Genomic DNA, 23,306 nt, shown 5'->3' with positions numbered 1-23,306 from the left:
GGGATAGCTCGTGCTGCTGGCCATTGACGTCGGGAACACCAACATCGTCCTCGGGCTGTACGACGACGTCGATGACCCACCGGATCTCGCCGCGACGCTGGTCCGGGACTGGCGGATGCGCACCGAGCCGCGGATGACGGCCGACGAGATGGCGCTGACGATGCGGGGGCTGATCGGGGACTACGCCGAGCGGATCACCGGCATCGCCGCGCTGTCCACGGTTCCAGCGCTGCTGCGCGAGCTGCGGGTGATGCTGGAGCGCTACTGGACCGACGTGCCGCGGGTGGTGGTCGAGCCGGGCGTGCGCACGGGCGTTCCGCTGCTGGTGGACAACCCGAAGGAGGTCGGCGCGGACCGCGTGATCAACACCTTGGCCGCGCACCACCTGCACGCCACGAACTGCGTGGTCGTGGACTTCGGCACCTCGACGAACATCGACGTCATCTCCGCCAAGGGCGAATTCCTCGGTGGCGCCTTCGCCCCGGGCGTGGAGATCTCGCTCGACGCGTTGGCCTCCCGGGCGGCGCAGTTGCGCAAGGTGGAGTTGGTCCGGCCGCGCTCGGTCATCGGAAAGAACACCGTTGAATGCCTTCAATCCGGAATTCTCTTCGGATTCGCGGGCCAAGTCGACGGACTCGTCCGCCGAATCGTGGAGGAGCTCGAAGCCACCCACGGAGGCCCCACCACGGTGCTGGCCACCGGAGGCCTCGCCCCGCTGGTCTTCTCCGAATCCACCACGATCACCCACCACGTCCCGGACCTGACGCTCCTGGGCCTGCGCCTCGTCTACGACCGAAACTTCCGCTGACCAAAAAGCCACGGAGTGGCAAAGCCTCCACCGTCAGGCGAGCGGCGAAGCCGCTTTCTCCTTCACCACCCGAGCAACTCGCACCGCCTGGGGTTCTCAGACGACGTCTGAGGTCCCCCACCCGCACCGCTAAGCAGGCCGCTCGAATCCCGATTAACACCACTACGTACCCTGTTTTGCGTGACTGACCAGGACACTTCCAATCCCCCGGCAAGCGCTGACGGCGTCGAAGACCTGCCGGAACAGATGCGGATCCGGCGGGAGAAGCGGGAGCGCCTGCTCGACGCCGGAGTCGACCCGTACCCGGTGACGCTGCCCATCACGCACGGGCTGGCCGAAATCCGCTCCGCCCACGGGGGCCTGGAGCCGGACACCGCGACCGGCGAGCAGGTCGGCGTGGCAGGCCGCGTGATGTTCCTGCGCAACACCGGCAAGCTCTGCTTCGCCACGCTGCGCGCCGGCGACGGGACCGAGCTGCAGGCGATGCTGAGCCTCAAGCAGGTCGGTGAGGAGTCGCTGACGTCCTGGAAGGGCGAGGTGGACCTCGGCGACCACGTTTTCGTGCACGGTGAGGTGATCACCTCCCGGCGCGGTGAGCTTTCGGTGATGGCCGATGAATGGCGGATGGCGGCGAAGTCGCTGCGCCCGCTTCCGGTCATGCACAAGGAACTCGGCGAGGAAATGCGAGTCCGCCAGCGCTACGTCGACCTGATCGTGCGCAAGCAGGCCGCTGAAACGGTGCGCACCCGGGCCGCGGTGCAGCGCTCGCTGCGTGATTCCTTCGAACAGCGCGGATACATCGAGGTGGAAACCCCGATGCTGCAGACGTTGCAGGGCGGTGCCGCCGCTCGCCCCTTCACCACGCATTCCAACGCCTTCGACATCGACTTGTTCCTGCGCATCGCGCCGGAGTTGTATCTGAAGCGCTGCGTTGTCGGTGGGATCGAGAAGGTTTTCGAGATCAACCGAAACTTCCGGAACGAAGGCAGTGATTCTTCCCACTCGCCCGAGTTCGCAATGCTGGAGTTCTACCAGGCGTACGCCGATTACAACGACATGGCCGATCTGACCAGGTCTCTCATCCAGGAAGCGGCCGAACGAGTCTCCGGTTCTCAGGTCGTCACGTGGTTCGACGGAACCGAGTACGACCTCTCCGGTGAGTGGGCGACGCTGACGATGTACGAGTCGTTGTCGGAAGCGCTGGAATCCGAGGTGACCCCGGAAACTCCGGCTGAAGCGCTGCGCAAGCACGCGGACGCGCTCGGGCTGCAGGTCGATCCGAAGATGGGTCACGGCAAGCTGGTGGAAGAGCTGTGGGAGCACACCGTCGGTGACCATTTGACGGCTCCCACCTTCGTCCGCGACTTCCCGGTGGAGACCTCGCCGTTGACCCGTCAGCACCGCGAGAAGGCGGGCGTTGCGGAAAAGTGGGATCTCTACGTTCGCGGGTTCGAGCTGGCGACCGGTTACTCGGAACTCGTGGATCCGGTTGTGGAACGGCAGCGGCTGGAGGAGCAGGCCGCGCTCGCGGCGGCCGGAGATGTCGAGGCCATGCCGGTCGACGAGGACTTTTTGCGCGCTCTGGAGTACGGAATGCCTCCCAGCGGTGGGGTGGGAATGGGTATCGACCGGTTGTTGATGGCGTTGACCGGTCTCGGTATCCGGGAGACGATCCTGTTCCCGTTGGTCCGCCCGGAATGACCCGATCAGGGTGGCTCAACAGAATTTTGTGGACAGGATGAGTGCATTATCGGAGTCCCTGCGCTAACCTGACCCCAGAATGTGTCGGCGACGGCTATTGGCGCACTTCCAAGTGTCGCTGCCGTACTTGCCCAAGTGCGGCTGGCGTTCTGGCGAGGGGGTTTCCGCTCCCGGCAGATGGTTGCTGTCCCGCCAAAGCACAATTTTTTGCTCGGGGAGGACTTCGAAGATGGCGCAGAAGGTCACTGTCACCCTTGTCGACGATCTGGATGGTGGGCAGGCCGATGAAACCGTTGAGTTCGGATTGGACGGCGTGTCGTACCAGATCGACCTTTCCGCCGACAATGCCGGAGATCTGCGGGAGGCGCTGGCGAACTACGTCTCCAACGCGCGGCGCGCCGGTGGCCGGAAGAAGCCGGGTCCGCGTCCGGGTGCGGCCGCGCGTTCCACTGGTGGTTCCACCAGTGCGGACCGCGAGCAGAACCAGGCCATTCGGGAATGGGCGCGCAAGCGCGGCCTGAAGGTGTCGGACCGCGGCCGTATCCCGGCCGACATCGTGGAGCAGTACCACCAGGCGAACTGAAAGTCGGTTTCAAGAGGCGTTTGCCGGGTCGTCGGGGCCCGGTAAACGCCTTTTGTTGCGTTCGGATAACTCATTTACGCGGTTTCCCCCGATTGATCAACTCTTCCTGGAAAACCGCTGCCATAACGGCCCGGGTGGCGCGACCGCAACAGGTCTTCAACTTTTCGTCCGAGGCATCGAACAACTCCCTCCGCCGCGGCTGTGATGGCCAACATCCGAACCCGCCCTGTTGGTGCGGCTTAGGTTGTCCTAACCTGGGCAACGTCCGGGTGAACACCGAAGGGGAGTGGGACGTGGCTCGAACGGAGGCTCTCGCCGAGCCGCCCACGTCGGAAACCGCGTCCGCCGCACCTGGTGAGCGCTTGAAGCGCAGACGCTCCCGCCGCCTCACCGGCATCGGGATCCTGCTGCTCGTGCTGCTGGCCAGCGTCGTGCTGAGCATCGCGGTCGGCGCCAAGACGATTCCGCTGGCCGAGGTCTGGAGCGGCCTGGTCGCGCCCGGCGGCAGCGAGAACGACCTGATCATCCGAGAGCTGCGGATCCCGCGCACCCTCGCCGGCGTGCTGGCCGGTGCCGCGCTCGGCCTGGCCGGTGCGCTGATGCAGGGCCACACGCGCAACCCGCTCGCCGACCCCGGGATCCTCGGCATCACCCAGGGCGCGGGGCTCGGCGTCGTGCTCGCCGTCTACACCTTCGGCATCACCACGCTGTTCGGCTTCATCTGGTTCGGCTTCGCCGGCTCGTTGATCGGCGCGCTGGCGGTGTTCGCGATCGGCTCGATGGGCCGCGGCGGCGCCACTCCGGTGACGCTGGCGCTGGCGGGCATGGCGATCAGCTCGCTGCTGCACGCGATCACCTCGGCCCTGGTGCTCACCGACCAGCAGACGTTGGACACCTACCGGTTCTGGAAGGTCGGCTCGATCGCCCTCACCGATGCGTCGGTGCTGCCGCAGGTCGCGCCCTTCCTGGTGGTCGGGCTCGTGCTGGGCCTGGCCAACGCGACCAGCCTCAACGCGCTGTCGTTGGGCGAGGACGTGGCCAGCTCGCTGGGCCACCGGGTGGCCTGGGCGCGCCGCGCCGGGATCGCCGCGGTGAGCGTCCTGGTCGGCGCGGCGGTCGCGGTCTGCGGGCCTATCGGCTTCGTCGGGCTGGTCGTGCCGCACGTCGCCCGCTACTTCACCGGTGCCGACTACCGCTGGCTGCTGCCCTTCGCCGCCCTGCTCGGCTCCTCGATGGTGCTGCTGGCCGACGTGCTCGGCCGCATCGTCGCCCGGCCGGCCGAGGTGCAGGTGGGCGTGATGCTGGCGATGGTCGGCGCCCCGTTCTTCATCGCGCTCGTGCGACGCCGGAAGTTGGTGCGGCTATGACGGCGACCGTTCAGGACCGGCCGGTCGAGGAGGTCACCGGGCGGCGGCCGCTGCGCGTCGGCCCGTTCTCCGGCGTGTTCCGGCTCCGGCCGCTGCTGGCGCTGGTCGGCGGGCTCGTGGCGCTGCTGGCGGTGTTCGTCCTCGACGTCGGGATCGGCGAGTACCAGATCAGCCCGACCGAGGTGCTCAGCACGCTGTTCGGCGGTGGCGACCGCGCGCAGTCGATCATCATCTGGGAGCTGCGGATGCCGCGCGGCCTGACCGCGCTGCTCGTGGGTGCCGCGCTGGGTCTGGCGGGCGCGATCATGCAGGCCCTGGCCCGCAACCCTCTGGCCAGCCCGGACATGCTCGGCATCACCTGGGGCGCCGGGTGCGCCGCGGTCGGGGTGATCGTGTTCGCCGGAACGGCGGGCAGCCTCTCCGGTGCGCTGTCCGACTACGGGCTGCCCGTGGTGGCGCTGGTCGGCGGCCTGGTCACCGGCGTCGCGGTGTACCTGCTGGCCTATCGGCGAGGGGTGGATTCCTACCGGTTGGTGCTGGTCGGCGTGGGCGTCAGCGCGCTGGCGGGCAACGCCGTCTACTGGCTGCTGACCGTCGGCGACGTCAACGACGCCGGTCGCGCCATGGTGTGGCTGACCGGCAGCCTCAACGCGCGCGGCTGGGAGCACGTGGTGCCGACCGGCATCGCGCTGGCCGTGCTGGTCCCGCTGGCCCTCGTCGGCGCCCACGTGCTGGGTGCGCTGCAGTACGACGACGACACGGTGCGCGGGCTCGGCGTGCGGATGGACCTGGCGCGCGGCTTCCTGCTGTTCGCCTCGGTGGTGCTGGCCTCCATCGCCACGGCGGCGGCCGGTCCGATCCAGTTCGTCGCGCTGGCCACCCCGCAGATCGCGCTGCGGGTCTCGCGCACCTCGCGCCCACCGCTGCTGACCTCGGCCGTGCTCGGCGCGGCGTTGGTGGTCGGTTCGGACGTGATCGCCCGGACCGCGTTCGGCGACCTGGAGCTGCCGGTCGGCATCGTGACCGCGATCCTGGGCGCCCCGTACCTGATCTACCTGCTCATCCGTCGGTACCGGGAGGTCCGAGCATGACCGCGTCCGCCTCTACCCGCCCCGAGCAGGACCAGGCCCGGGCTGTCACCGACCGCTTGCGGGCTTCGGACCTGAAGCTGGCCTACGGCGAGCGCGTCGTCGTCGACGGCCTCGACTTCGAGGTCGCGAGCGGCACGATCACGGCGGTGATCGGCCCCAACGGCTGCGGCAAGTCGACGCTGCTGCGCGCCCTCGGCCGCCTGCTGCAGCCGCAGCGCGGCGAGGTGCTGCTGGACGGCAAGAAGATCCACAAGATGTCGACCAAGGAGGTCGCCCGGGTCCTCGGCGTGCTGCCGCAGTCGCCTGCGGCCCCGGAGGGCCTGACGGTGGCCGACCTGGTCGCGCGCGGACGTCACCCGCACCAGTCCTGGTACCGGCAGTGGTCCAGCGACGACGAGTCGGCGGTGGCCGAGGCGCTGGCCATGACGGGCATCGGTGACCTGGCCGAACGCACCCTCGACGAGCTCTCCGGCGGTCAGCGGCAGCGCGCCTGGCTGTCCATGGCGCTGGCGCAGGGCACCGACCTGCTGCTGCTCGACGAGCCCACCACCTACCTCGACCTCTCGCACCAGGTGGACGTGCTGGAGCTGGTCGGCAAGCTGCACGACGAGAGCGGCCGGACCGTGGTGATGGTGCTGCACGACCTCAACCTGGCCGCCCGCTACGCCGACCGGCTGGTCGCGATGAAGGACGGCGCCGTCGTCGCGTCGGGCGAGCCGGACCAGGTGCTCACCGAGGAGCTCCTGGCCGACGTCTTCGACCTCCGGGCCCGTGTGATTCCCGATCCCGTGGCGGGTACTCCCATGGTGGTCCCGATCGGGGGAAGGCGGACCGGAGAAGGGTCCGGCGCTCAGGCGTGAACACGGTGCGTCACGATCCGACGCGCGCTGTTCGCGCTCAGCGGAACGGCGCCGAGATCAGGAATCCTGCAGGCCAACGCGCCGTTGGGCATGGTGCCGGACAAGAATGTGGCGTAGCGGGCACGGACCGCGACCGGGGTTGGCTACTACAGTGGTCCCCAAGAGTGCTGAACCCGTCGTGGATCGCGGCGTAGCGCTAAAGCCGTGTCCCGGAACTAGACCGCCGGCGCAGCAGTCAGGGAGTGCGAATGTTCGAGAGGTTCACCGACCGCGCGAGGCGGGTGGTTGTCCTGGCCCAAGAAGAGGCCCGGATGCTCAACCACAACTACATCGGCACCGAGCACATTCTCCTGGGCTTGATCCACGAGGGTGAGGGTGTCGCCGCCAAGGCGCTGGAGTCGCTGGGTATCGCGCTTGAGGGCGTGCGCCAACAGGTCGAGGAGATCATCGGCCAGGGGCAGCAGGCCCCCAGCGGACACATCCCGTTCACCCCACGGGCCAAGAAGGTGCTGGAGCTGTCGCTGCGGGAGGCGCTGCAGCTCGGCCACAACTACATCGGCACCGAGCACATCCTGCTCGGGCTGATCCGCGAGGGCGAGGGCGTCGCCGCCCAGGTGCTCGTCAAGCTCGGTGCGGACCTCAACCGGGTGCGCCAGCAGGTGCTGCAGCTGCTGTCCGGCTACCAGGGCAAGGAGCCGGCGGAGGCCGGCGGCCGCGGCGAGGGAACGCCGTCGTCGTCGCTGGTGCTGGACCAGTTCGGCCGCAACCTGACCCAGGCAGCGCGCGAGGGCAAGCTCGACCCGGTCATCGGCCGGGACAAGGAGATCGAGCGGATCATGCAGGTCCTCTCGCGCCGCACCAAGAACAACCCGGTGCTCATCGGTGAAGCCGGTGTCGGCAAGACCGCGGTCGTGGAGGGCCTCGCGTCGCAGGTCGTCAAGGGCGAGGTGCCCGAGACGCTCAAGGACAAGCAGCTCTACACGCTCGACCTGGGTTCGCTGGTCGCCGGTTCCCGCTACCGCGGTGACTTCGAGGAGCGCCTGAAGAAGGTGCTCAAGGAGATCAAGACCCGCGGCGACATCATCCTGTTCATCGACGAGATCCACACGCTCGTCGGTGCCGGTGCCGCCGAGGGCGCGATCGACGCCGCGAGCATCCTCAAGCCGATGCTGGCCCGTGGTGAGCTGCAGACCATCGGTGCCACCACGCTGGAGGAGTACCGCAAGTACGTCGAGAAGGACCCGGCTCTGGAGCGCCGCTTCCAGCCGATCCAGGTCGGCGAGCCGTCGTTGGAGCACACCGTCGAGATCCTCAAGGGTCTGCGGGACCGCTACGAGGCGCACCACCGCGTGTCGATCACCGATGGCGCCCTGGTGTCGGCGGCCAACCTGGCCGACCGCTACATCAACGACCGGTACCTGCCGGACAAGGCGATCGACCTGATCGACGAGGCCGGCGCCCGGATGCGCATCCGCCGCATGACCGCCCCGCCGGACCTGCGCGAGTTCGACGAGAAGATCGCCGAGGTCCGCCGCGAGAAGGAGTCCGCGATCGACGCGCAGGACTTCGAGCGGGCCGCCCGCCTGCGGGACGAGGAGAAGCAGCTCCTCGGCCAGAAGGAGGAGCGCGAGAAGCAGTGGAAGGCCGGTGACCTGGACGTCGTCGCGGAGGTCGACGACGAGCAGATCGCCGAGGTGCTGGCCAACTGGACCGGCATCCCCGTCTTCAAGCTCACCGAGGAGGAGACCACCCGTCTGCTCCGCATGGAGGATGAGCTGCACAAGCGGATCATCGGCCAGAACGACGCGGTCAAGGCCGTGTCCCAGGCGATCCGCCGCACTCGCGCCGGCCTGAAGGACCCGAAGCGCCCGTCCGGTTCGTTCATCTTCGCCGGTCCGTCCGGTGTCGGTAAGACCGAGCTGTCTAAGGCGCTCGCGGAGTTCCTCTTCGGCGACGACGACGCGCTCGTGCAGATCGACATGGGTGAGTTCCACGACCGCTACACCGCCTCGCGGCTGTTCGGCGCCCCGCCCGGGTACGTGGGCTACGAGGAGGGCGGCCAGCTCACCGAGAAGGTCCGCCGCAAGCCGTTCTCCGTGGTCCTTTTCGACGAGATCGAGAAGGCCCACCAGGAGATCTACAACACCCTGCTGCAGGTGTTGGAGGACGGTCGTCTCACCGACGGCCAGGGCCGCACGGTGGACTTCAAGAATACGGTGCTGATCTTCACCTCCAACCTCGGAACGCAGGACATCTCCAAGGCCGTCGGCCTGGGCTTCTCCAGTGGTCAGGGCGCTGAGTCCAACTACGAGCGGATGAAGTCCAAGGTCAACGAGGAGATGAAGAAGCACTTCCGGCCGGAGTTCCTCAACCGGATCGACGACGTGATCGTCTTCCACCAGCTCACGGAGTCCGAGATCGTCCAGATGGTCGACCTGCTCTCCAACCGCGTGGAGAAGGCGCTCAAGGGCAAGGACATGGCCCTGGAGCTCACGGACACGGCGAAGAAGCTGCTGGCCAAGCGCGGGTTCGACCCGGTGCTGGGCGCGCGGCCGCTGCGCCGGACGATCCAGCGGGAGATCGAGGACAAGCTGTCCGAGAAGATCCTGTTCGGCGAGGTCGAGCCGGGGCAGATCGTCATCGTCGACGTCGAGGGCTGGGAAGGCGAAGGGCCGGACGACAAGGCCCAGTTCACCTTCCGCGGTGAGCCCAAGCCGTCCGCGGTGCCGGACGCTCCGCCGGTCGGCGTCTCCGCCCACGGCGAGGACAAGCAGGACAACGGCAACACCGAGTCCTGATCCAGGACGCGAAAAACGGCCCCCGCACCACTCGGTGCGGGGGCCGTTCGCCGTCTCGGGCCGGGTTTCACCGGGCCCAGATCAGCGGATCCGGCGGATCTCCTCCGTGGGGTGGTCGGCCTGCACGCGGGCGAACTGGACCGTGGGCGCCTCAGCGATCGCCTGGTCCCGGCGGTTGTTGCGGATCCGGAGGGCCACGAAGACCACGACGGTCAGCACCGAGGTGATCAGCACGGCCCGGGACAGCAGCCCCGCGTACTGCTCGACGAGGTACCAGTGCTGGCCGAGCAGGTAGCCGGCGAACACGAAGATCGTGTTCCAGATCAGGCTGCCCAGCGTCGTGAACAGCGCGAACGTGCTCAGCCGCATCTGCTCCACCCCGCAGGGCAGCGAGATGAAGCTGCGGAACAGCGGGATCATCCGGCCGAAGAACACGGCCTTCACCCCGTGCTTGGCGAACCACGCCTCGGTCTTGTCGACGTCGGAGAGCTTCACCAGCGGCAGCTTCGCCGCGATCGCGCGCGTCCGCTCCCGGCCCAGCTTCGCGCCGAGCCAGTAGAGCGCGAGGGCGCCGACCAGCGAGCCCAGCGTGGTCCACAGGATCGCCCCGAGCAGCGACATGTCGCCGCGGCTCGCGGTGAACCCGGCCAGCGGCAGGATCAGCTCGGACGGGATCGGTGGGAACAGGTTCTCCAGTGCGATGATCATGCCCGCGCCGGGACCGCCGAGGGTTTCCATCACCCCGATGACCCAGGCCGTGAAGCCGGTGGGCTGGGCGGACGTGGCGGCTGTCGTCGTCAGATCCATGCGGGGCGAACTCCGGGGGTCGTTTGTCCGTTTATTCCATGATTCCAGCGGATTTCGGTGTTTCGCCCCGAGCGCGTGTGACCTGTGGCACTCCTCGGCGTGTCCGATGATCTTCGGCGGGCTGGGACGCAACCATTCGGGGGCGTCGGACGTCCGGATGGCCGGGGGCTGGGGAGCAGACGGAGGCAAGGATGACGCGCACGGCGCACGAGGTGGTCGACGAGCCGGTGGACGACGACGTCGCCCGCAAGCCCGGCGGTGGCTGGATGACGGCGCTGCTGTCGCTGCTCACGCTCGCCTTCCTGTGCTGGGCGGCGCTGCCGATCGTCGAGCTCGACGTGGAGCGCTACACCGTGGCGCTGACCGCGCTGACCCCGTACGCGGTGGTCGCCGGGGCGGTGCTGGTGCTGCTGGGACTGCTGCTGCGGCGCTGGCTGAACGTGCTCTTCGCGCTGCTGGCGACGGCCGCGCTGATCTACACCGTCGTCCCGCGCGTGCTGCCGGACCCGGTGGCGGCCGAGGGCGAACCGCTGCGCGTGCTGTCGGTCAACACCTACTTCGGCGGCGCCGACGCGGCTGAGATCGTCGAGGAGGTCCGGGGCAGGCGCGTGGACGTGCTCAGCCTCCAGGAGCTGACCCCTGAGATGGTCGCCGAGCTGGATCGGGCAGGCCTGTTCGCGGAGCTGCCGAACCGGGTCCTGCAGCCGGGCCCGAAGGCCGATGGCACCGGGATCGTCTCCCGCTACCCGCTCCGCGAGCTCGCGCTGGTGCCTCGGACGACGCTGGCGCAACCGTCAGCGCTGGTGGACGTGCCGGTGGGCCGGGACGTGGAGTTCGTGGCGGTGCACCCGCTCTACCCGATGGGCGCCGACACCGCGACGGTCTGGGCGCACGACCTGGTCGCGCTGCCCGAGCCCTCGCTGGCCGGGCAGCCGCGGGTGATGGCGGGCGACTTCAACGCGACCCTCGACCACACCCGGCTCAAGGACCTCATCGGCCGCGGCTACCTCGACGCCGCCGCCACGGTGGGCGCGGGTCTGACGCCGACGTGGCCCGCGAGCTGGACCGCACCACCGGTCGCCATCGACCACGTGCTGTCCTCCGGCGGCGTTCGCGCGGAGGACTACGAGGTCATCGACATCCCAGGCAGCGACCACAGGGCCGTGTTCACGACCCTGCGCGTCGCCGGCTGATTCACTTCTCCGGGTGCGAGCCCAGCACGACCTCGAACTCCAGCAGGCTGGAGCCGGAGGCGACGGGGTTCTTCCGCTCGCCTGCGTGGGCTTCCTTGGCCGGGCCGTTGGCCCAGTTCTGGAAGTCCTCCTCGGTCTCCCACTTCGTGTAGACGAAGTACCGGTCGTCGCCCTTGACCGGGCGCAGCAGCTCGAATCCGAGGAAGCCGGGAGCGTCGTCGACCGAGCCGTGGCGGGAGGCGAAGCGCTTCTCCAGCTCCGGGCCGGCACCTTCGGGAACCTCGATCGCATTGATCTTCACAACAGCCATGGCTCAACCCTACGAGCGTTTCCCGCCGAGCACCGTGTCTCGTCGATCTCACTGCCGTTGTTCACAGCTCGATCTGCGGGTGCAGGCGTCCCAGCGTCCACGTGCGCTGCCGGTGCACCACGAGGGTCGTCAGCAGGACCACCCCCAACAGCACGCCACCCAGCACGGCCACGTCCCGGTACAGGTGCATCGCCAGGCCGCCGGAGATCGTCACCCGCAACCCGTCGACCAGGTAGGTCATCGGCAGGAACGGGTGGATCGCCTGGAACGGGCCCGGTGTCGTCTCCATCGGGTACAGACCACCGCACGCGGTGAGCTGCACGATCAGCAGCACCAACGACAGCAGATCGCCGATCGCGCCGAGCGCGGTGCGCAGCAGGTGGTCGATGGACACGAAGGTCACCGCCGCCAGCGACAGGATCCCGAGCGTCCAGGGCACGTGCACCGGATCGAGCCCGAGCCCGAAGTTGACCACCGCGAACAGCACCAGGCCGCCGATCACGCCGAGCGCCGCAGCGGGCAGCAACCCGGCGACGGCGATCGAGAACGGGTTGATCCTGTCCGCCAGCGCCCGCAGGTTGACCGGCTTGAGCAGCAGGTACGCGAACAGCCCGAACACCCACAGCGCGATCGCGAAGAAGAACGGGGCCAGACCCCGCCCGTAGACGTGAGCGGGGTTGAGGTTCGCGGTGCGGATCTCGGTCGGCGAGCCCAGGACGTCGGCCGCCTGCGCGACCTGGGTCGGGTTGGTGGGCGGGATCCGGCGCAGCGTGTCGTTGATCATCTTCTGCAGCTCCTTCGAGCCGCCGTTGAGCTGACCCGCGCCCGTCTGCAGCACGTTGCCGCCCGCCACCAGCGAGTTCAAGCCGCCGGTGATGCCCTGCGACCCCGCCGCCACCTGCGTGGTCCCGGAGTGCAGGGTGTCCACCGGCGCGGTGATCGACCGGACCCGCTCCTGCAGCGGACCCATGCTGGCCTGCAGCGCCCGCGCCCGGCGGCTGGCCTCCTCCGCGGTCCGCAGCGACTCCCGCGCCCGGGAGTCCGCCGCCGAGGCGCCACCGGCGAGTCGGCGGGAGGTGTCCAGGGCCTGCTGGTAGACCGGATCACCGCGCAGCTCGGGGTGCGACGAACCGAGCCGCTGCACCGCGGAGAGCCCGTCGGCGGCCTGCTGCTCCAGCAGCCCCGTCGCGGTGGAGATCGACGTCAGCCCGCTGACCGCGACACCGCTGGCGTTGACCAGCGCGTTGACCGCACCGGGGAGCTGATCGGTGGTGAAGTCCGCGACGCTGTTCAGCTGGCGGTCCAGCTGGCCCGTCGCCGCCGAGATGTCCCGCACGCCGTTGGAGACCAGGCTCGTGCCGTCCCGCACCCCGCCGAGACCCCGGGTGAGCGCGGCCGTGCCCTGCCTGCTCAGCTCGGTGCCTTCGACGAGCCTCTTCGACGCCTCCGAGGCGGCGTGCAGCTTCTCCCGCATCTGGCCGAGCTCGCCGTAGAGGGCGCGGGCGTAGCTGGCGTGCGCGGCGGCGTTGATCTGGTTCTGCAGCTCGGTCTCGACGGTGTCGGCCATGATCCCGGCGATGTAGCCGTTGGCGTCGTTCTTCGTCAGCCGCACCGCCGCCCGCTTCGGATCACCGTCGGCGGCAGCCGCCAGCTTGGCGCTGAAATCGGACGGGACCTCGATGACGAAGTAGTAGTGCCCCTCGGCGAGCCCGCGCCGAGCCTCGGTGCCTCGAACGAAGCGCCAGTCGAAGACGTCGTTGACCTTGAGCTGCCTGATGAACTGCACGCCAGCGTCCAGGTGCTCCCCGTGGCGGTCCACCGCCCGGTCGTTGTTGACCACCGCCACCGGAACCCGGTTGAGCTTGCCGTAGGGGTCCCAGTTCGACCACAGGTACAGCGCCCCGTACAGCAGCGGCACCAGGATCAGGACCAGCGGGACCAGCCGGAGCAGCGTGCCGCGGAAGCGCCGCAACTCCAGCCAGGCGAGCCGAACGGCCCTCACCTGGCGGCCTTTTCCGCCAGCTCGATCTCCGCGGTCGGCTCGTAGAACCGGCCGGCGGGCAGGCGCACCACGTTGACGTCACCGGGAGGGCGGTCGGTGGAGCTGGCGATCACCGTCATCCCGATCCGCGTGACCTCGCGCAGCGCCGCCCACACCCGCGCCCGGCCGGACTGGGTGAGGCCCGCGTCGACGTCGTCCACCACGATCCCGGCGGGCGCCGGGGCGGCGGCGAGAGCGACCGCGAGCAGCAGCTGCTCCTCCGCGGGCAGCTCGCCGACCAGCAGCGACCGGTCCACGTCCAGCCCGACGAGATCCAGACCCAGTTCGATGGAGGCCTTGTTGGTGCCGCTGATCAGCCTGCGCTCGGTGATCGCCTCCCGGACCCGGTGCCGCTGCTCCAGCTCGCAGCCCGGTCGCAGCCGGGCCGGTCGGATCAGCTTGCGCACCTTGCGGGCCTTGCGCGGCAGCGGGAACCCGTCGACGTCCAGCTCGCCGGTGATGATCCGCAGCCGCCCGCACAGCACCAGCAGCAGCGACGTGCGCCCGGAACCGCTCGGCCCGGTCACCACGGTCAGCGAACCGGGCTCGACGCGAAGATCCAGGTTGGCGAACACGACGCCTTCCGGTCCCTTCGCGGCGATCCCGTGCGCGAGGATTCCCGCGCCGAGGACGTACATGAACCCTCCTCCTGCGGTAGTGGAGGTCCTGCACGTCCAAAGTGGCCGTTCAACCCAAGGTCGGCAACTTCAGCGGAAAAGATCGTGGTCGGCCCGCTGGGCGGCGTGGTTGCTCAGGTGAGGCGAGGAGGAAGCGACTCCGTCGCTCACCCGACGACTACCTGGTCGTCAGAAGGGTTTCCGCGTCTCCGGTGCCGGTGTTGACGATGCTGATCTCGCGAACCGCGGCGCGCACCGGCTCGGGCGGGAGCAGGGTGCTGAAGGCGGCGGCCAGCTGGTCGGTGTCGAGGCCCTCGGCGAGCACGCAGCAGGGGATCCAGGCACCCGGGAAGTAGTAGGCCGACGGGTTTTTCACCTTGCCCGCCAGCACGTCGTGCACGGCCGAGTGCACCGCCAGCAGCTCGGTGTCGACGACCGCGCCCAGCAGCAGCATCCGCTCGTCACCGGGCAGCGTGCCCAGCGTGTGCAGCCACAGATCGGGGATCGACAGCAGCTCCAGCTCGCCGCGCAGCGCCTTGCGCGCCGGGGCAGGGATGCTGCCCGCGACCGCGAGCGTCACCCTCGGACGGTCGCCGGCGCCGGGGATTCCGGCTTCGCCGAGGCGTTTCCAGAGGTCGCGGATCCGCCCCTCGGTCTCGTCGTCGAAGTGGAACACCAGCGCGTCGGCCATCAGCGCTCTCCGGGGAGCGCGAAGCGGCCGTCGTCGGTCTGCTCGACGAGCCCGTCCACCAGCAGGGAGTCCAGGCAGCGATCGCGCTGACCGGCCTCGTTCCACGCGGCGTCGAGCTGATCGCGGGTGACCGGGCCGGTCGAGCCGCGCAGCACGTCCAGCAGCCTGCCGCGCACCTGCCGGTCGGTGCCCGCGAACTTCTGCACCTTCTTCGGCGGGCCCGCGTAGGCCGGTCGGCCGTTGTGCTGCCAGGCGCAGTCGGCGGCGATCGGGCACCGCTCGCAGCTCGGCGAGCGGACCGTGCACACGACCTGCCCGAGCTCCATCAACGCCGCCGACAGCCTCGCCGCGGGCGCGTCCTCGGCGGGCAGCAGCGCGTCCACGTCGGCGAGATCGCGGTTGGTCGACGGCGGACCCGCGTCGCCGGCGCCGTGCACCGCGCGGGCCACGACCCGGCGGACGTTGGTGTCGACGACGGGAGCGCGCCTGCCGTAGGCGAAGGCCGCGACGGCGCGAGCCGTGTAGGCGCCGATGCCGGGCAGCGCGAGCAGGGTGTCCACATCGGAGGGCACCACGTCGCCGTGCTCGGCGGCGATCGTCGCGGCGGCCTCGTGCAGGCGCAAGGCGCGACGCGGGTAGCCGAGCTTGCCCCACGCGCGCAGCACTTCGCCCTGCGGTTCGGCGGCGAGGTCGGAGGGGCGCGGCCAGCGGCGCATCCACTCCTCCCAGATCGGCTGCACGCGGTTGACCGGCGTCTGCTGCAGCATCGTCTCGCTGACCAGCACACCCCAGCCCGTCACGCCCGCGGCGCGCCAGGGCAGCGGGCGGGCGGTGGCGGTGAACCAGTCGGCCAGGGCGTCGAGGTCGAGCCGGGTGTCGGCTCCTGTGGTGGGAGTGTTCATGGCGTCTTCAGATACTGCCAGGCGATCGGTGATCGCCCGAAAGAAGCCCGTTGATCACGTTCAGCAGTAGTGGATACGCCCCATCGGGCGATCATCTAGGGGTCCATTCAGAGTATCCGTCGGGTTACGGTCGGTTCGTGCTTGATCCGAACGGCCCGTTGCCCCCTGCGGTGTACTGGCGCCGCCGCGCCGTGGCGATATCCGTCTCCGTGTTAGTCGTGGCACTGCTCGGGTGGGGCGTGGTCGCCCTGACCACCGGCACCGGCGAACCGTCAGCCACGACGCAGCAGCACACGGCCAGACCGCCGGAACAGCCCGTGGCGGTGGCCGCCGACAGCGGGCCGGAGGCGTGCCCGGACCAGACGCTGCGGGTGGCCTCCGAAGCCGGGCATCCGACGTTCCGGACGGGCGAGCGGATCGGACTCGCCGTCGTCGTCATCAACATCGGCCCCCGCCCCTGCGTGCGCGACCTCAACCGGATGCTCCGCGAGATCGAGGTGACCACCCCGGCCGGGCGCCACGTGTGGTCCAGCAACGACTGCTACGCGGAATCGACCAACGAGCGGCCGGTCCTCGAACCCGGCAAACCGGTCCGCAACGACGTGCTCTGGCAGGGCCTGAGCTCGGAACCGGGCTGCACCGCCCGTCAGGAGCGGGTGCCGCCCGGCGACTACCTGGCCGTCGCCCGGCTCACCTCGATCGCCAGCGCGCCGACCCCGTTCCGGGTGATCCCCTAGTCCGAATCCTGCTTGCGGCGGCGGACCAGCTTCAGCGCGTCCTTGATGGTCGCGACCTCGGTGACCTTGATGCCCTTGGGCAGCGGCCCCGGATCCGGTGGCACCAGCGCGCGGTCGAACCCGAGCCTCGCGGCTTCCGCCAACCGCCGCCCCACGCCGTTGACCCGGCGGATCTCACCCGCGAGTCCGACCTCGCCGATCACCACCAGGTTCGGCGGTAGCGGCCGTCCTGTCTGGGAGGACGCGACGGCCATCGCGATCGCCAGGTCGGCGGCGGGCTCACCGATCTTGGTGCCCCCGACCGTCGCGGCGAACACGTCGTGCGAGCCGGTCGGGATGTGCCCGTGCTTGCCCAGCACCGCCAGCATCATCGACACCCGCGCCGAGTCCAGCCCGCTCACCGACCGGCGCGGCATGGCCATCTCGGTCTTCATCAGCAGTGCCTGGATCTCCACCAGCAGCGGGCGCTTGCCCTCGACCATGACGGTCACCGCTGTTCCGTCCACTGCGGCTTCCTGCCGGTTGATGAACAGGCCCGACGGGTCCAGCACCTCGGCGATGCCGTCGTCGCGCTGCTCGAAGCAGCCGACCTCGTCGGACGGGCCGAACCGGTTCTTCACGCCGCGCAGCATCCGCAGCGAGGAGTGCCGGTCGCCCTCGAACTGCAGCACCACGTCCACCAGGTGCTCCAGCACCCGAGGCCCGGCGACCGCGCCGTCCTTGGTGACGTGCCCGACCAGCACGACCGGGAGCCCGCGCTCCTTGGCCAGCGCCACCAGCGCCGTGGTCACCGCGCGCACCTGCGTCACGCCGCCGGGACTGCCGTCGGCGTCGGGCGACTGGACGGTCTGCACGGAGTCGACGATCAGCAGGCCGGGCTTGACCGCGTCGACGTGCCCCAGCACCGCCGACAGGTCGCTCTCGGCGCCCAGGAACAGCTCGGGGTGCACCGAGTCGGTCCGCTCGGCTCGAAGCCGGACCTGACCCGCTGATTCCTCGCCGGTGACGTACAGGGACGCGCCGGGGGAGGACCCGGAGGCCCATCGGTGCGCGACCTCCAGCAGAAGTGTGCTCTTCCCCACACCTGGCTCTCCGGCGAGCAGCACGACGGCTCCGGGCACGATCCCGCCGCCCAGCACCCGGTCCAGCTCGCCGATGCCGGTCGACACCGACCGCGCCGAGTCCAGGTCGACCTCGGCGATCGGCCGCGCGGGGGTGCTCGGCGCCCCGGCCGAGACCTTCGCCAGCGCAGGCCGGGCGGGCGCGGCCTCCTCGATGGTTCCCCACGCCTGGCACCCGGGGCACCGGCCGACCCACTTGGCGACCTCATGGCCGCAATCGGCGCAGCGGAACGCAGGACGAGGAGAACGAGTCTTGGGCGGCACGCGCCGAGGCTATCCACCCACCCCGACGATCACCCCAGCCGACTCGCGGACACCAACCTCCCAAGAGCGATGCCCCCGACCGCCCCCAGCGATCCACACGGCCGTAATCGGGTCCCGGAATACGGCGGTAATCCGGGTTGGGGGTTGGGTGGCGTGGGGGAGAAGGGGTGTGAACGCGCTGAAGCCCGGGGCGCTTGGGGCGCTCCCGGGCTTCAGGTGAGGTGGTGGGTCAGTGACCGCCGCCGGCCTGGTGGCCGCCGGGGGTGGGGCTGCCGTGCTCCGGGCGCGGGTTGTGGTCCTCGCCGATCGGCACCTGCACGGTGACCTGACCGGCCTGCGCGAACACGAACGTCACCGGGACGGTCACGCCGGGCGTGATGTCCTGCTTGAGCCCGTTCAGCGTGATCTGCACCGTGCGCTGACCGGCGCTCGCCGGCTGCGCCGACGGTCCGGTCGCGTGCAGAGCGGTGCGGCTCGGGAGGTCGCTGGTGCCGCTGACCTGCGCAGATGCCGCGTACGGGCTCGTGACCTGCACCAGCTTGTCGTTCGGGCCCTGGTTGCTCAGGACGAGCTCCAGCGGTGCCGACGAGCCGGCGCGGTAGAACGCGCCCTCGGTCGGGAAGGAGAGCGTGGCGTTGCGGACGGCGACCTGCTTCGCGTCACCGCTGCCGCCGTTGACTGCGGCGACCTGCGTGTCGGTCTCGGTGATCTGACCGGCACTGCAGCCAGCGAGGGCGACGACGGCGCCGAGTCCGAGTGCGGCCGGGATCAACCGCAGGCGGACGGCCTTGAGGTGCTGAGGGCGGCTCACGGTTGCAGCGTCCCTTCCTGATTGCCGGACAACCACGTGGAGCTTAATCCCCGCCCCCCGGGGGTCGTGCAGGGGCTTGCCGAACTACGTATCGCGGAGCTCCGACAGGCCCGGGAGACCACCCGTCTGGACGGTCCATAGTGGATGGTTTCACAGGGCCGAAAGGAGCTGCATTGCACGTCGGAGCAGGTCTTGTCAAGTCCCGTCCATGCTCTGACCTGCGATTACGGATGGCGAGGTGGTCGAAGCCCGGTTGCCTTACGTGGTAAAGTGGGGGTAGCGAAAGGGGCAGAGGACACATGGTTTTCAAGGTCGGAGAGACCGTCGTCTACCCGCACCACGGTGCCGCGCTCATCGAAGCAATCGAGACTCGTGTGATCAAGGGCGAGGAGAAGCAGTACCTCGTCCTCAAGGTCGCGCAGGGCGACCTGACGGTGCGCGTTCCCGCGGACAACGCCGAGATCGTCGGTGTTCGGGACGTCGTCGGTCAAGAGGGTCTGGATCGAGTCTTCGACGTGCTGCGGGCCCCGCACACCGAAGAGCCCACGAACTGGTCTCGGCGGTACAAGGCCAACCTCGAGAAACTCGCCTCCGGCGATGTGAACAAGGTGGCCGAAGTGGTGCGCGACCTCTGGCGACGCGAGAAGGATCGTGGCCTGTCCGCAGGCGAGAAGCGAATGCTGGCGAAAGCCCGTCAGATCCTGGTCAGCGAATTGGCGCTGGCGGAGGGCACTGACGAAGGCAAGGCGGAAACACTGCTGGACGAAGTCCTCGCCGCCGCGGTTTGATCATCGGAACGGCTGAAGCGTGAGCGTTGTCGCGCTGGTCCCCGCAGCTGGTCGCGGGGTGCGTCTGGGGCTGGGCACGCCCAAGGCGCTGGTTCCGGTGAAGGGTGAGTCTTTACTGCTGCGCGCGGTCCGGGGCCTGCTGGGCTCGGGCTGCGTGCAGCACGTCGTGGTGGCATCGCCGCCCGACCAGGTCGAGGTCGTGGCGGCCGAGCTCGCCACGCTGCCGAACGCGCACGTGGTGCCAGGCGGTGCCGAGCGAACCGACTCGGTGCGCCTGGCGCTGAACGCTGTCGCGGAGGTGGCTCCGGATGCCCGCGTCGTGCTGGTGCACGACGCCGCGCGGTGCTTCACCCCGGCGACCATGATTCGCGATGTCGTGTCCGCGGTGGAGGCCGGTGCGCCCGCCGTGATCCCGGTGCTCCCCGTGACGGACACGATCAAGAAGGTCGACGAGTCGGGAACGGTCGTGGAGACCGTCGACCGCGCACCGCTGCGCGCGGTGCAAACCCCTCAGGGCTTCAACATCGACGTGCTGCGGCAGGCCTACGCCGCCGCGGGCGACATCGCCACCGACGACGCCGGGCTGGTCGAGCGCGTCGGGGGCAAGGTGCGCACCGTCGACGGGCATCCCGACGCCCTGAAGATCACGACCGCGTTCGACCTGGCGATCGCCGAGGCCGTGCTGGCCACCGAGGAGAGTTCCCCCAAGTGACTGATCGTCTGCCGTTCGTCGGGCAGGGTGTCGACGTGCATCCGGTCGAGGCCGGGCGCGAGTGCTGGATCGCCGGGCTGCAGTGGCCGGATGCGGACGGCTGCGCCGGGCACTCCGACGGGGACGTGGCCTCGCACGCGCTGTGCGACGCGCTGCTGTCGGCGTCGGGCCTGGGTGACCTGGGCGCGGTGTTCGGGACCGGCGACGATCGCTGGGCCGGCGCGCACGGCGCGGAGCTGCTGGAGGAGGTCCGCTCCCGGATCGACGCCGCCGGGTACGCGATCGGCAACGCGGCTGTTCAGGTGATCGGCAACGCGCCGCGCATCGGCAAGCGTCGCGAGGAGGCGCAGCAGGTGCTGTCGAAGGCGGTCGGAGCTCCCGTGTCGGTCGCGGGCACGACCTCGGACGGGCTGGGCCTGACCGGGCGTGGCGAGGGCATCGCGGCGGTCGCGACCGCGTTGGTTTTCCGCTGAGTAACGGGCAGGTACCCCGGTGTGTCGGGTAGTTGGAGTCCGGGAAAACTCAGGGGCCGCGCTCTTCTGATCAGGGGTCCGGGCGCGCGATGCTCGAATCATGTTGATCGAGCGGAACCGGTGGGTGCGTCGGCTGCTCGTTGTGCAGCCCTTGGTGTTGTGGCCGGTGTCGGTCGTGCTCTGGTCGCTCGGCGACGAGCTCGACCTCGCGCTGGCGGTCGTGCTGCTGTGGCTGAGCGCCTCGGCGAGCGTTGCGGCCATCGTCCTCCCGATGAAGAACGACCAGAGCCGCCACTTCCACAATCCGGAATCTCGGATCCAGTGCGGGCAGTTCTAGCCTGACGAGGGCGTCGATGTTCGCTCCGGATCGGCCTGCTCCCGGAGCGGGGCGCGGCGAACGGGGGAAATCCTCGTTCCTGGTCGTGAGGTTGGCCGCATGTTCATGTCCGCTTCGCCGAACCCGCATACCGTTGCAGGTGTGACTCTGCGAGCGGTGATCTTCGACTTCTCCGGCACCCTGTTCCGCCTGGAGGAGAACCCGTCCTGGTACTCCGACCTCACCGACTCCGACGGCAGCCCTTTCGACCTCTCCGCGCAGGCCGAGATCATGCGCCGGATGACCGCTCCGACCGGTCGGATCACCGAGCTCGGTGACGAGTTCATCGAAGCCTGGGAGAACCGCGACCTCGACCCCGTGCTGCACCGCAAGGTCTACGTCGAGGTGCTGCGCAGCTCCGGAGTCCCGAACGCCCAGGCCGAGAGCCTCTACGCGCGGCTGATCGACCCCGATCAGTGGACCCCGTACCCGGACACCGCCGAGGTGCTGCGCCGGTTGCACGAGCAGGGCGTGAAGGTCGGCGTGATCAGCAACATCGCCTTCGACATCCGCCGGGCCTTCGACCGGCTCGACGTCAGCAAGCACGTCGACGAGTTCCTGCTGTCCTACCTCGAAGAGGTGATCAAGCCGGACCCGAAGATCTTCCTGCGGGCCTGCGAACGCCTCGGCGTCGCTCCGGAGGAGGCGCTGATGGTCGGCGACAGCGTGGAGGCCGACGGCGGCGCGGCCGGTGTCGGATGCAAGGTCGCGATCGTCGACCCCGCTCCCACCACCGAGCGCCGGACCGGCTTGATCGACGCGGTCGGAGATCTGCTGAGCTGAGGCGTCCCACCTTCCAGATCGCCCTTGACGACAATCGGCCTGTCGTGATTGCCCCGAAGTGCTTCCCCGTACCATCGGGGGCGTGAGCCTGCACCTACATGACACAGCGACCCGCACGACGCGCGAGTTCCACCCGCGCTGCGACGGAGTGGCGTCGATCTATGTCTGTGGTGCCACCGTGCAAGGCGTTCCGCACGTCGGCCACGTCCGCAGCGGGCTGAACTTCGACGTGCTGCGGCGCTGGTTGCAGCACTCGGGCTACGACGTGCGCCTGGTGCGCAACGTCACCGACATCGACGACAAGATCCTCACCAAGGCCGCCGACGCCGGTCGGCCCTGGTGGGAGTGGGCCTCCACGCACGAGCGCGCTTTCGAGTCGGCCTACGACCGGCTGGGATGCCTGCCGCCGTCGGTGCTGCCGCGCGCCACCGGGCACGTCACGCAGATGATCGACCTGATCCAGCGCCTGATCGACAAGGGTCACGCCTACGCCTCCGGCGGTGACGTCTACTTCGACGTCGCCTCCTACGGCGACGAGTACGGTCGGCTGTCCGGGCAGCGCCTCGACGAGGTGCAGCAGGGCGAGTCGCTGGCATCCGGCAAGCGCGACCCGCGTGACTTCACGCTGTGGAAGGCCGCCAAGCCGGGTGAGCCGAGCTGGCCGACGCCGTGGGGTCACGGGCGTCCGGGCTGGCACCTGGAGTGCTCGGCGATGGCCACCTTCTACCTGGGCGGCGAGTTCGACATCCACGGCGGCGGCTTGGACCTGGTGTTCCCGCACCACGAGAACGAGCTCGCGCAGTCCAACGCGGCGGGTGACGGGTTCGCGCAGTACTGGATGCACAACGCGTGGGTCACCATGAGCGGCGAGAAGATGTCGAAGTCGCTCGGCAACGTGCTGTCCATTCCGGCGGTGCTGGAGCGCGCCCGCGCCGTCGAGCTGCGCTACTACCTGGTGACACCGCACTACCGGTCGACGATCGAGTTCTCCGAAGAGGGCCTGAAAGAGGCTGCTTCGGCGTTCGGCCGGATCGAGAACTTCGTCCGCAAGGTCGTCGACCGCACCGGTTCGGTCGAGCCGAGCGAGGTCTCCGAGGACTTCGCCAAGGCCCTCGACGACGACCTGGGCACGCCGCAGGCCACCGCAGCCGTGCACGCGGCGGTCCGCGAGGGCAACGCCGCGCTGGACCGCGGTGACGACGAGGCGGCCCGCGCCGCCGCCTCCGCGGTGCGCGCGATGACCGGCGTGCTCGGTCTGGACCCGCTGTCGCCGCAGTGGGCGGAGGACGGCGGCAACGCCGCGCACGACGCGCTCGGCGAAGCCGTGCGGTTGGTGCTCGAACAGCGCCAGAAGGCGCGTGCGGAGCGCGACTTCGCCACCGCCGACCTGCTGCGGGACCGGTTGCAGGAGGGCGGGATCGCCGTCGAGGACACCCCCGACGGTCCGACGTGGACATTGAAAGACGGGTAAC

The 23,306-nt window shown here is 69.5% G+C and carries 23 protein-coding genes; 15 read left to right on the top strand and 8 right to left on the bottom strand.

Annotation, left to right across the window (positions count from 1 at the left end; translation table 11 throughout):
• Positions 1-10 precede the first annotated feature (10 nt).
• The 7 genes from AB0J78_RS26305 to AB0J78_RS26275 all read left to right on the top strand — a co-directional run bounded on the left by AB0J78_RS26305 (position 11) and on the right by AB0J78_RS26275 (position 9,208).
• A complete protein-coding gene (locus AB0J78_RS26305; protein ID WP_363793459.1) occupies positions 11-808 on the top strand; it encodes a type III pantothenate kinase in 798 nt (265 codons plus the stop codon).
• A 246-nt stretch (positions 809-1,054) separates the two neighbouring features.
• Positions 1,055-2,509, top strand: a complete 1,455-nt coding sequence (lysS, locus tag AB0J78_RS26300) for a lysine--tRNA ligase (RefSeq protein WP_363793572.1) — start codon at positions 1,055-1,057, stop codon at positions 2,507-2,509.
• Positions 2,510-2,738: 229 nt separating this feature from the next.
• Positions 2,739-3,092 carry an Lsr2 family protein gene (locus AB0J78_RS26295; RefSeq protein ID WP_132623387.1) on the top strand — a complete coding sequence of 118 codons (354 nt, stop codon included), beginning with the start codon at positions 2,739-2,741 and terminating at the stop codon, positions 3,090-3,092.
• A 293-nt stretch (positions 3,093-3,385) separates the two neighbouring features.
• On the top strand, positions 3,386-4,459 hold the full coding sequence (locus AB0J78_RS26290; RefSeq protein WP_363793457.1) for an iron ABC transporter permease: 1,074 nt from the start codon (positions 3,386-3,388) through the stop codon (positions 4,457-4,459).
• A complete protein-coding gene (locus tag AB0J78_RS26285) occupies positions 4,456-5,550 on the top strand; it encodes an iron ABC transporter permease (RefSeq protein ID WP_363793455.1) in 1,095 nt (364 codons plus the stop codon). Before AB0J78_RS26290 ends, AB0J78_RS26285 begins: the two co-directional genes overlap by 4 nt.
• Positions 5,547-6,410 (top strand): ABC transporter ATP-binding protein, encoded by an 864-nt coding sequence (locus tag AB0J78_RS26280; protein ID WP_363793453.1) that lies wholly within the window; start codon positions 5,547-5,549, stop codon positions 6,408-6,410. The genes AB0J78_RS26285 and AB0J78_RS26280 overlap by 4 nt, the downstream gene beginning before the upstream one ends.
• 248 nt (positions 6,411-6,658) lie before the next feature.
• Positions 6,659-9,208: an ATP-dependent Clp protease ATP-binding subunit gene (locus tag AB0J78_RS26275; RefSeq protein WP_363793451.1), complete on the top strand. Its 2,550-nt coding sequence runs from the start codon at positions 6,659-6,661 to the stop codon at positions 9,206-9,208.
• 81 nt (positions 9,209-9,289) lie between these two features.
• Here AB0J78_RS26275 and AB0J78_RS26270 read toward each other — a convergent pair whose 3' ends face one another.
• A complete protein-coding gene (locus tag AB0J78_RS26270; protein WP_363793449.1) occupies positions 9,290-10,015 on the bottom strand; it encodes a DedA family protein in 726 nt (241 codons plus the stop codon).
• 191 nt (positions 10,016-10,206) lie between these two features.
• Between AB0J78_RS26270 and AB0J78_RS26265 the strand changes: the two genes are divergently transcribed.
• Positions 10,207-11,208 carry an endonuclease/exonuclease/phosphatase family protein gene (locus AB0J78_RS26265; protein WP_363793447.1) on the top strand — a complete coding sequence of 334 codons (1,002 nt, stop codon included), beginning with the start codon at positions 10,207-10,209 and terminating at the stop codon, positions 11,206-11,208.
• A 1-nt stretch (position 11,209) separates the two neighbouring features.
• Here AB0J78_RS26265 and AB0J78_RS26260 read toward each other — a convergent pair whose 3' ends face one another.
• The 5 genes from AB0J78_RS26260 to AB0J78_RS26240 form a co-directional block, all read right to left on the bottom strand.
• A complete protein-coding gene (locus AB0J78_RS26260; RefSeq protein ID WP_132674481.1) occupies positions 11,210-11,518 on the bottom strand; it encodes an antibiotic biosynthesis monooxygenase in 309 nt (102 codons plus the stop codon).
• A gap of 61 nt (positions 11,519-11,579) precedes the next feature.
• Complete coding sequence (locus AB0J78_RS26255; RefSeq protein WP_363793445.1) at positions 11,580-13,520, bottom strand: YhgE/Pip domain-containing protein; 1,941 nt, start codon at positions 13,518-13,520, stop codon at positions 11,580-11,582.
• The gene (locus tag AB0J78_RS26250; RefSeq protein WP_363793443.1) at positions 13,517-14,197 is read right to left on the bottom strand and encodes an ATP-binding cassette domain-containing protein; all 681 of its coding nucleotides are present in this window, start codon (positions 14,195-14,197) and stop codon (positions 13,517-13,519) included. The genes AB0J78_RS26255 and AB0J78_RS26250 overlap by 4 nt, the downstream gene beginning before the upstream one ends.
• A gap of 157 nt (positions 14,198-14,354) precedes the next feature.
• Positions 14,355-14,867, bottom strand: a complete 513-nt coding sequence (locus tag AB0J78_RS26245) for a 2'-5' RNA ligase family protein (protein WP_363793442.1) — start codon at positions 14,865-14,867, stop codon at positions 14,355-14,357.
• Entirely contained in the window at positions 14,867-15,769 is a 903-nt protein-coding gene (locus AB0J78_RS26240) for an A/G-specific adenine glycosylase (RefSeq protein ID WP_363793440.1), read from the bottom strand. The genes AB0J78_RS26245 and AB0J78_RS26240 overlap by 1 nt, the downstream gene beginning before the upstream one ends.
• A 137-nt stretch (positions 15,770-15,906) precedes the next feature.
• Between AB0J78_RS26240 and AB0J78_RS26235 the strand changes: the two genes are divergently transcribed.
• Positions 15,907-16,506, top strand: coding sequence for a hypothetical protein (locus AB0J78_RS26235; RefSeq protein WP_363793438.1), 600 nt, complete (start codon positions 15,907-15,909; stop codon positions 16,504-16,506).
• Here AB0J78_RS26235 and radA read toward each other — a convergent pair.
• Together radA and AB0J78_RS26225 are read right to left on the bottom strand one after the other, a co-directional pair.
• Positions 16,503-17,891 (bottom strand): DNA repair protein RadA, encoded by a 1,389-nt coding sequence (radA, locus tag AB0J78_RS26230; protein WP_132623363.1) that lies wholly within the window; start codon positions 17,889-17,891, stop codon positions 16,503-16,505. The genes AB0J78_RS26235 and radA overlap by 4 nt on opposite strands.
• A gap of 229 nt (positions 17,892-18,120) precedes the next feature.
• The gene (locus AB0J78_RS26225) at positions 18,121-18,702 is read right to left on the bottom strand and encodes a hypothetical protein (RefSeq protein WP_363793436.1); all 582 of its coding nucleotides are present in this window, start codon (positions 18,700-18,702) and stop codon (positions 18,121-18,123) included.
• 299 nt (positions 18,703-19,001) lie between these two features.
• Here AB0J78_RS26225 and AB0J78_RS26220 point away from each other — a divergent pair, with 299 nt between their 5' ends.
• From AB0J78_RS26220 to cysS, 6 genes are all read left to right on the top strand, one after another.
• The gene (locus tag AB0J78_RS26220; RefSeq protein WP_132623361.1) at positions 19,002-19,490 is read left to right on the top strand and encodes a CarD family transcriptional regulator; all 489 of its coding nucleotides are present in this window, start codon (positions 19,002-19,004) and stop codon (positions 19,488-19,490) included.
• A gap of 19 nt (positions 19,491-19,509) precedes the next feature.
• Positions 19,510-20,202, top strand: a complete 693-nt coding sequence (gene ispD / locus AB0J78_RS26215; protein WP_363793434.1) for a 2-C-methyl-D-erythritol 4-phosphate cytidylyltransferase — start codon at positions 19,510-19,512, stop codon at positions 20,200-20,202.
• Positions 20,199-20,675, top strand: coding sequence for a 2-C-methyl-D-erythritol 2,4-cyclodiphosphate synthase (ispF, locus tag AB0J78_RS26210; protein ID WP_363793433.1), 477 nt, complete (start codon positions 20,199-20,201; stop codon positions 20,673-20,675). The genes ispD and ispF overlap by 4 nt, the downstream gene beginning before the upstream one ends.
• Before the next feature lie 100 nt (positions 20,676-20,775).
• Positions 20,776-21,012 (top strand): hypothetical protein, encoded by a 237-nt coding sequence (locus tag AB0J78_RS26205; protein ID WP_363793431.1) that lies wholly within the window; start codon positions 20,776-20,778, stop codon positions 21,010-21,012.
• A gap of 141 nt (positions 21,013-21,153) precedes the next feature.
• The gene (locus AB0J78_RS26200; RefSeq protein WP_363793429.1) at positions 21,154-21,834 is read left to right on the top strand and encodes an HAD-IA family hydrolase; all 681 of its coding nucleotides are present in this window, start codon (positions 21,154-21,156) and stop codon (positions 21,832-21,834) included.
• An 82-nt stretch (positions 21,835-21,916) separates the two neighbouring features.
• Positions 21,917-23,305, top strand: coding sequence for a cysteine--tRNA ligase (cysS, locus tag AB0J78_RS26195; RefSeq protein WP_363793426.1), 1,389 nt, complete (start codon positions 21,917-21,919; stop codon positions 23,303-23,305).
• The last annotated feature ends 1 nt before the right edge of the window (position 23,306 follow it).

This window comes from Saccharopolyspora sp. NPDC049426 (assembly GCF_040676935.1).
Classification (GTDB): domain Bacteria; phylum Actinomycetota; class Actinomycetes; order Mycobacteriales; family Pseudonocardiaceae; genus Saccharopolyspora.
This window is presented reverse-complemented; position numbering and strand designations above follow the sequence as displayed.

Excerpts from the sequence above, each read along its gene's own strand:
- AB0J78_RS26260 (WP_132674481.1), bottom strand. The coding sequence starts at position 11,518 with ATGGCTGTTGTGAAGATCAATGCGATCGAGGTTCCCGAAGGTGCCGGC.
- AB0J78_RS26280 (WP_363793453.1), top strand. The coding sequence starts at position 5,547 with ATGACCGCGTCCGCCTCTACCCGCCCCGAGCAGGACCAGGCCCGGGCT.
- AB0J78_RS26270 (WP_363793449.1), bottom strand. The coding sequence starts at position 10,015 with ATGGATCTGACGACGACAGCCGCCACGTCCGCCCAGCCCACCGGCTTC.
- AB0J78_RS26250 (WP_363793443.1), bottom strand. The coding sequence starts at position 14,197 with ATGTACGTCCTCGGCGCGGGAATCCTCGCGCACGGGATCGCCGCGAAG.
- AB0J78_RS26245 (WP_363793442.1), bottom strand. The coding sequence starts at position 14,867 with ATGGCCGACGCGCTGGTGTTCCACTTCGACGACGAGACCGAGGGGCGG.
- lysS (WP_363793572.1), top strand. The coding sequence starts at position 1,055 with ATGCGGATCCGGCGGGAGAAGCGGGAGCGCCTGCTCGACGCCGGAGTC.
- AB0J78_RS26205 (WP_363793431.1), top strand. The coding sequence starts at position 20,776 with ATGTTGATCGAGCGGAACCGGTGGGTGCGTCGGCTGCTCGTTGTGCAG.
- AB0J78_RS26220 (WP_132623361.1), top strand. The coding sequence starts at position 19,002 with ATGGTTTTCAAGGTCGGAGAGACCGTCGTCTACCCGCACCACGGTGCC.
- AB0J78_RS26295 (WP_132623387.1), top strand. The coding sequence starts at position 2,739 with ATGGCGCAGAAGGTCACTGTCACCCTTGTCGACGATCTGGATGGTGGG.
- AB0J78_RS26265 (WP_363793447.1), top strand. The coding sequence starts at position 10,207 with ATGACGCGCACGGCGCACGAGGTGGTCGACGAGCCGGTGGACGACGAC.
- AB0J78_RS26240 (WP_363793440.1), bottom strand. The coding sequence starts at position 15,769 with ATGAACACTCCCACCACAGGAGCCGACACCCGGCTCGACCTCGACGCC.
- AB0J78_RS26285 (WP_363793455.1), top strand. The coding sequence starts at position 4,456 with ATGACGGCGACCGTTCAGGACCGGCCGGTCGAGGAGGTCACCGGGCGG.
- AB0J78_RS26275 (WP_363793451.1), top strand. The coding sequence starts at position 6,659 with ATGTTCGAGAGGTTCACCGACCGCGCGAGGCGGGTGGTTGTCCTGGCC.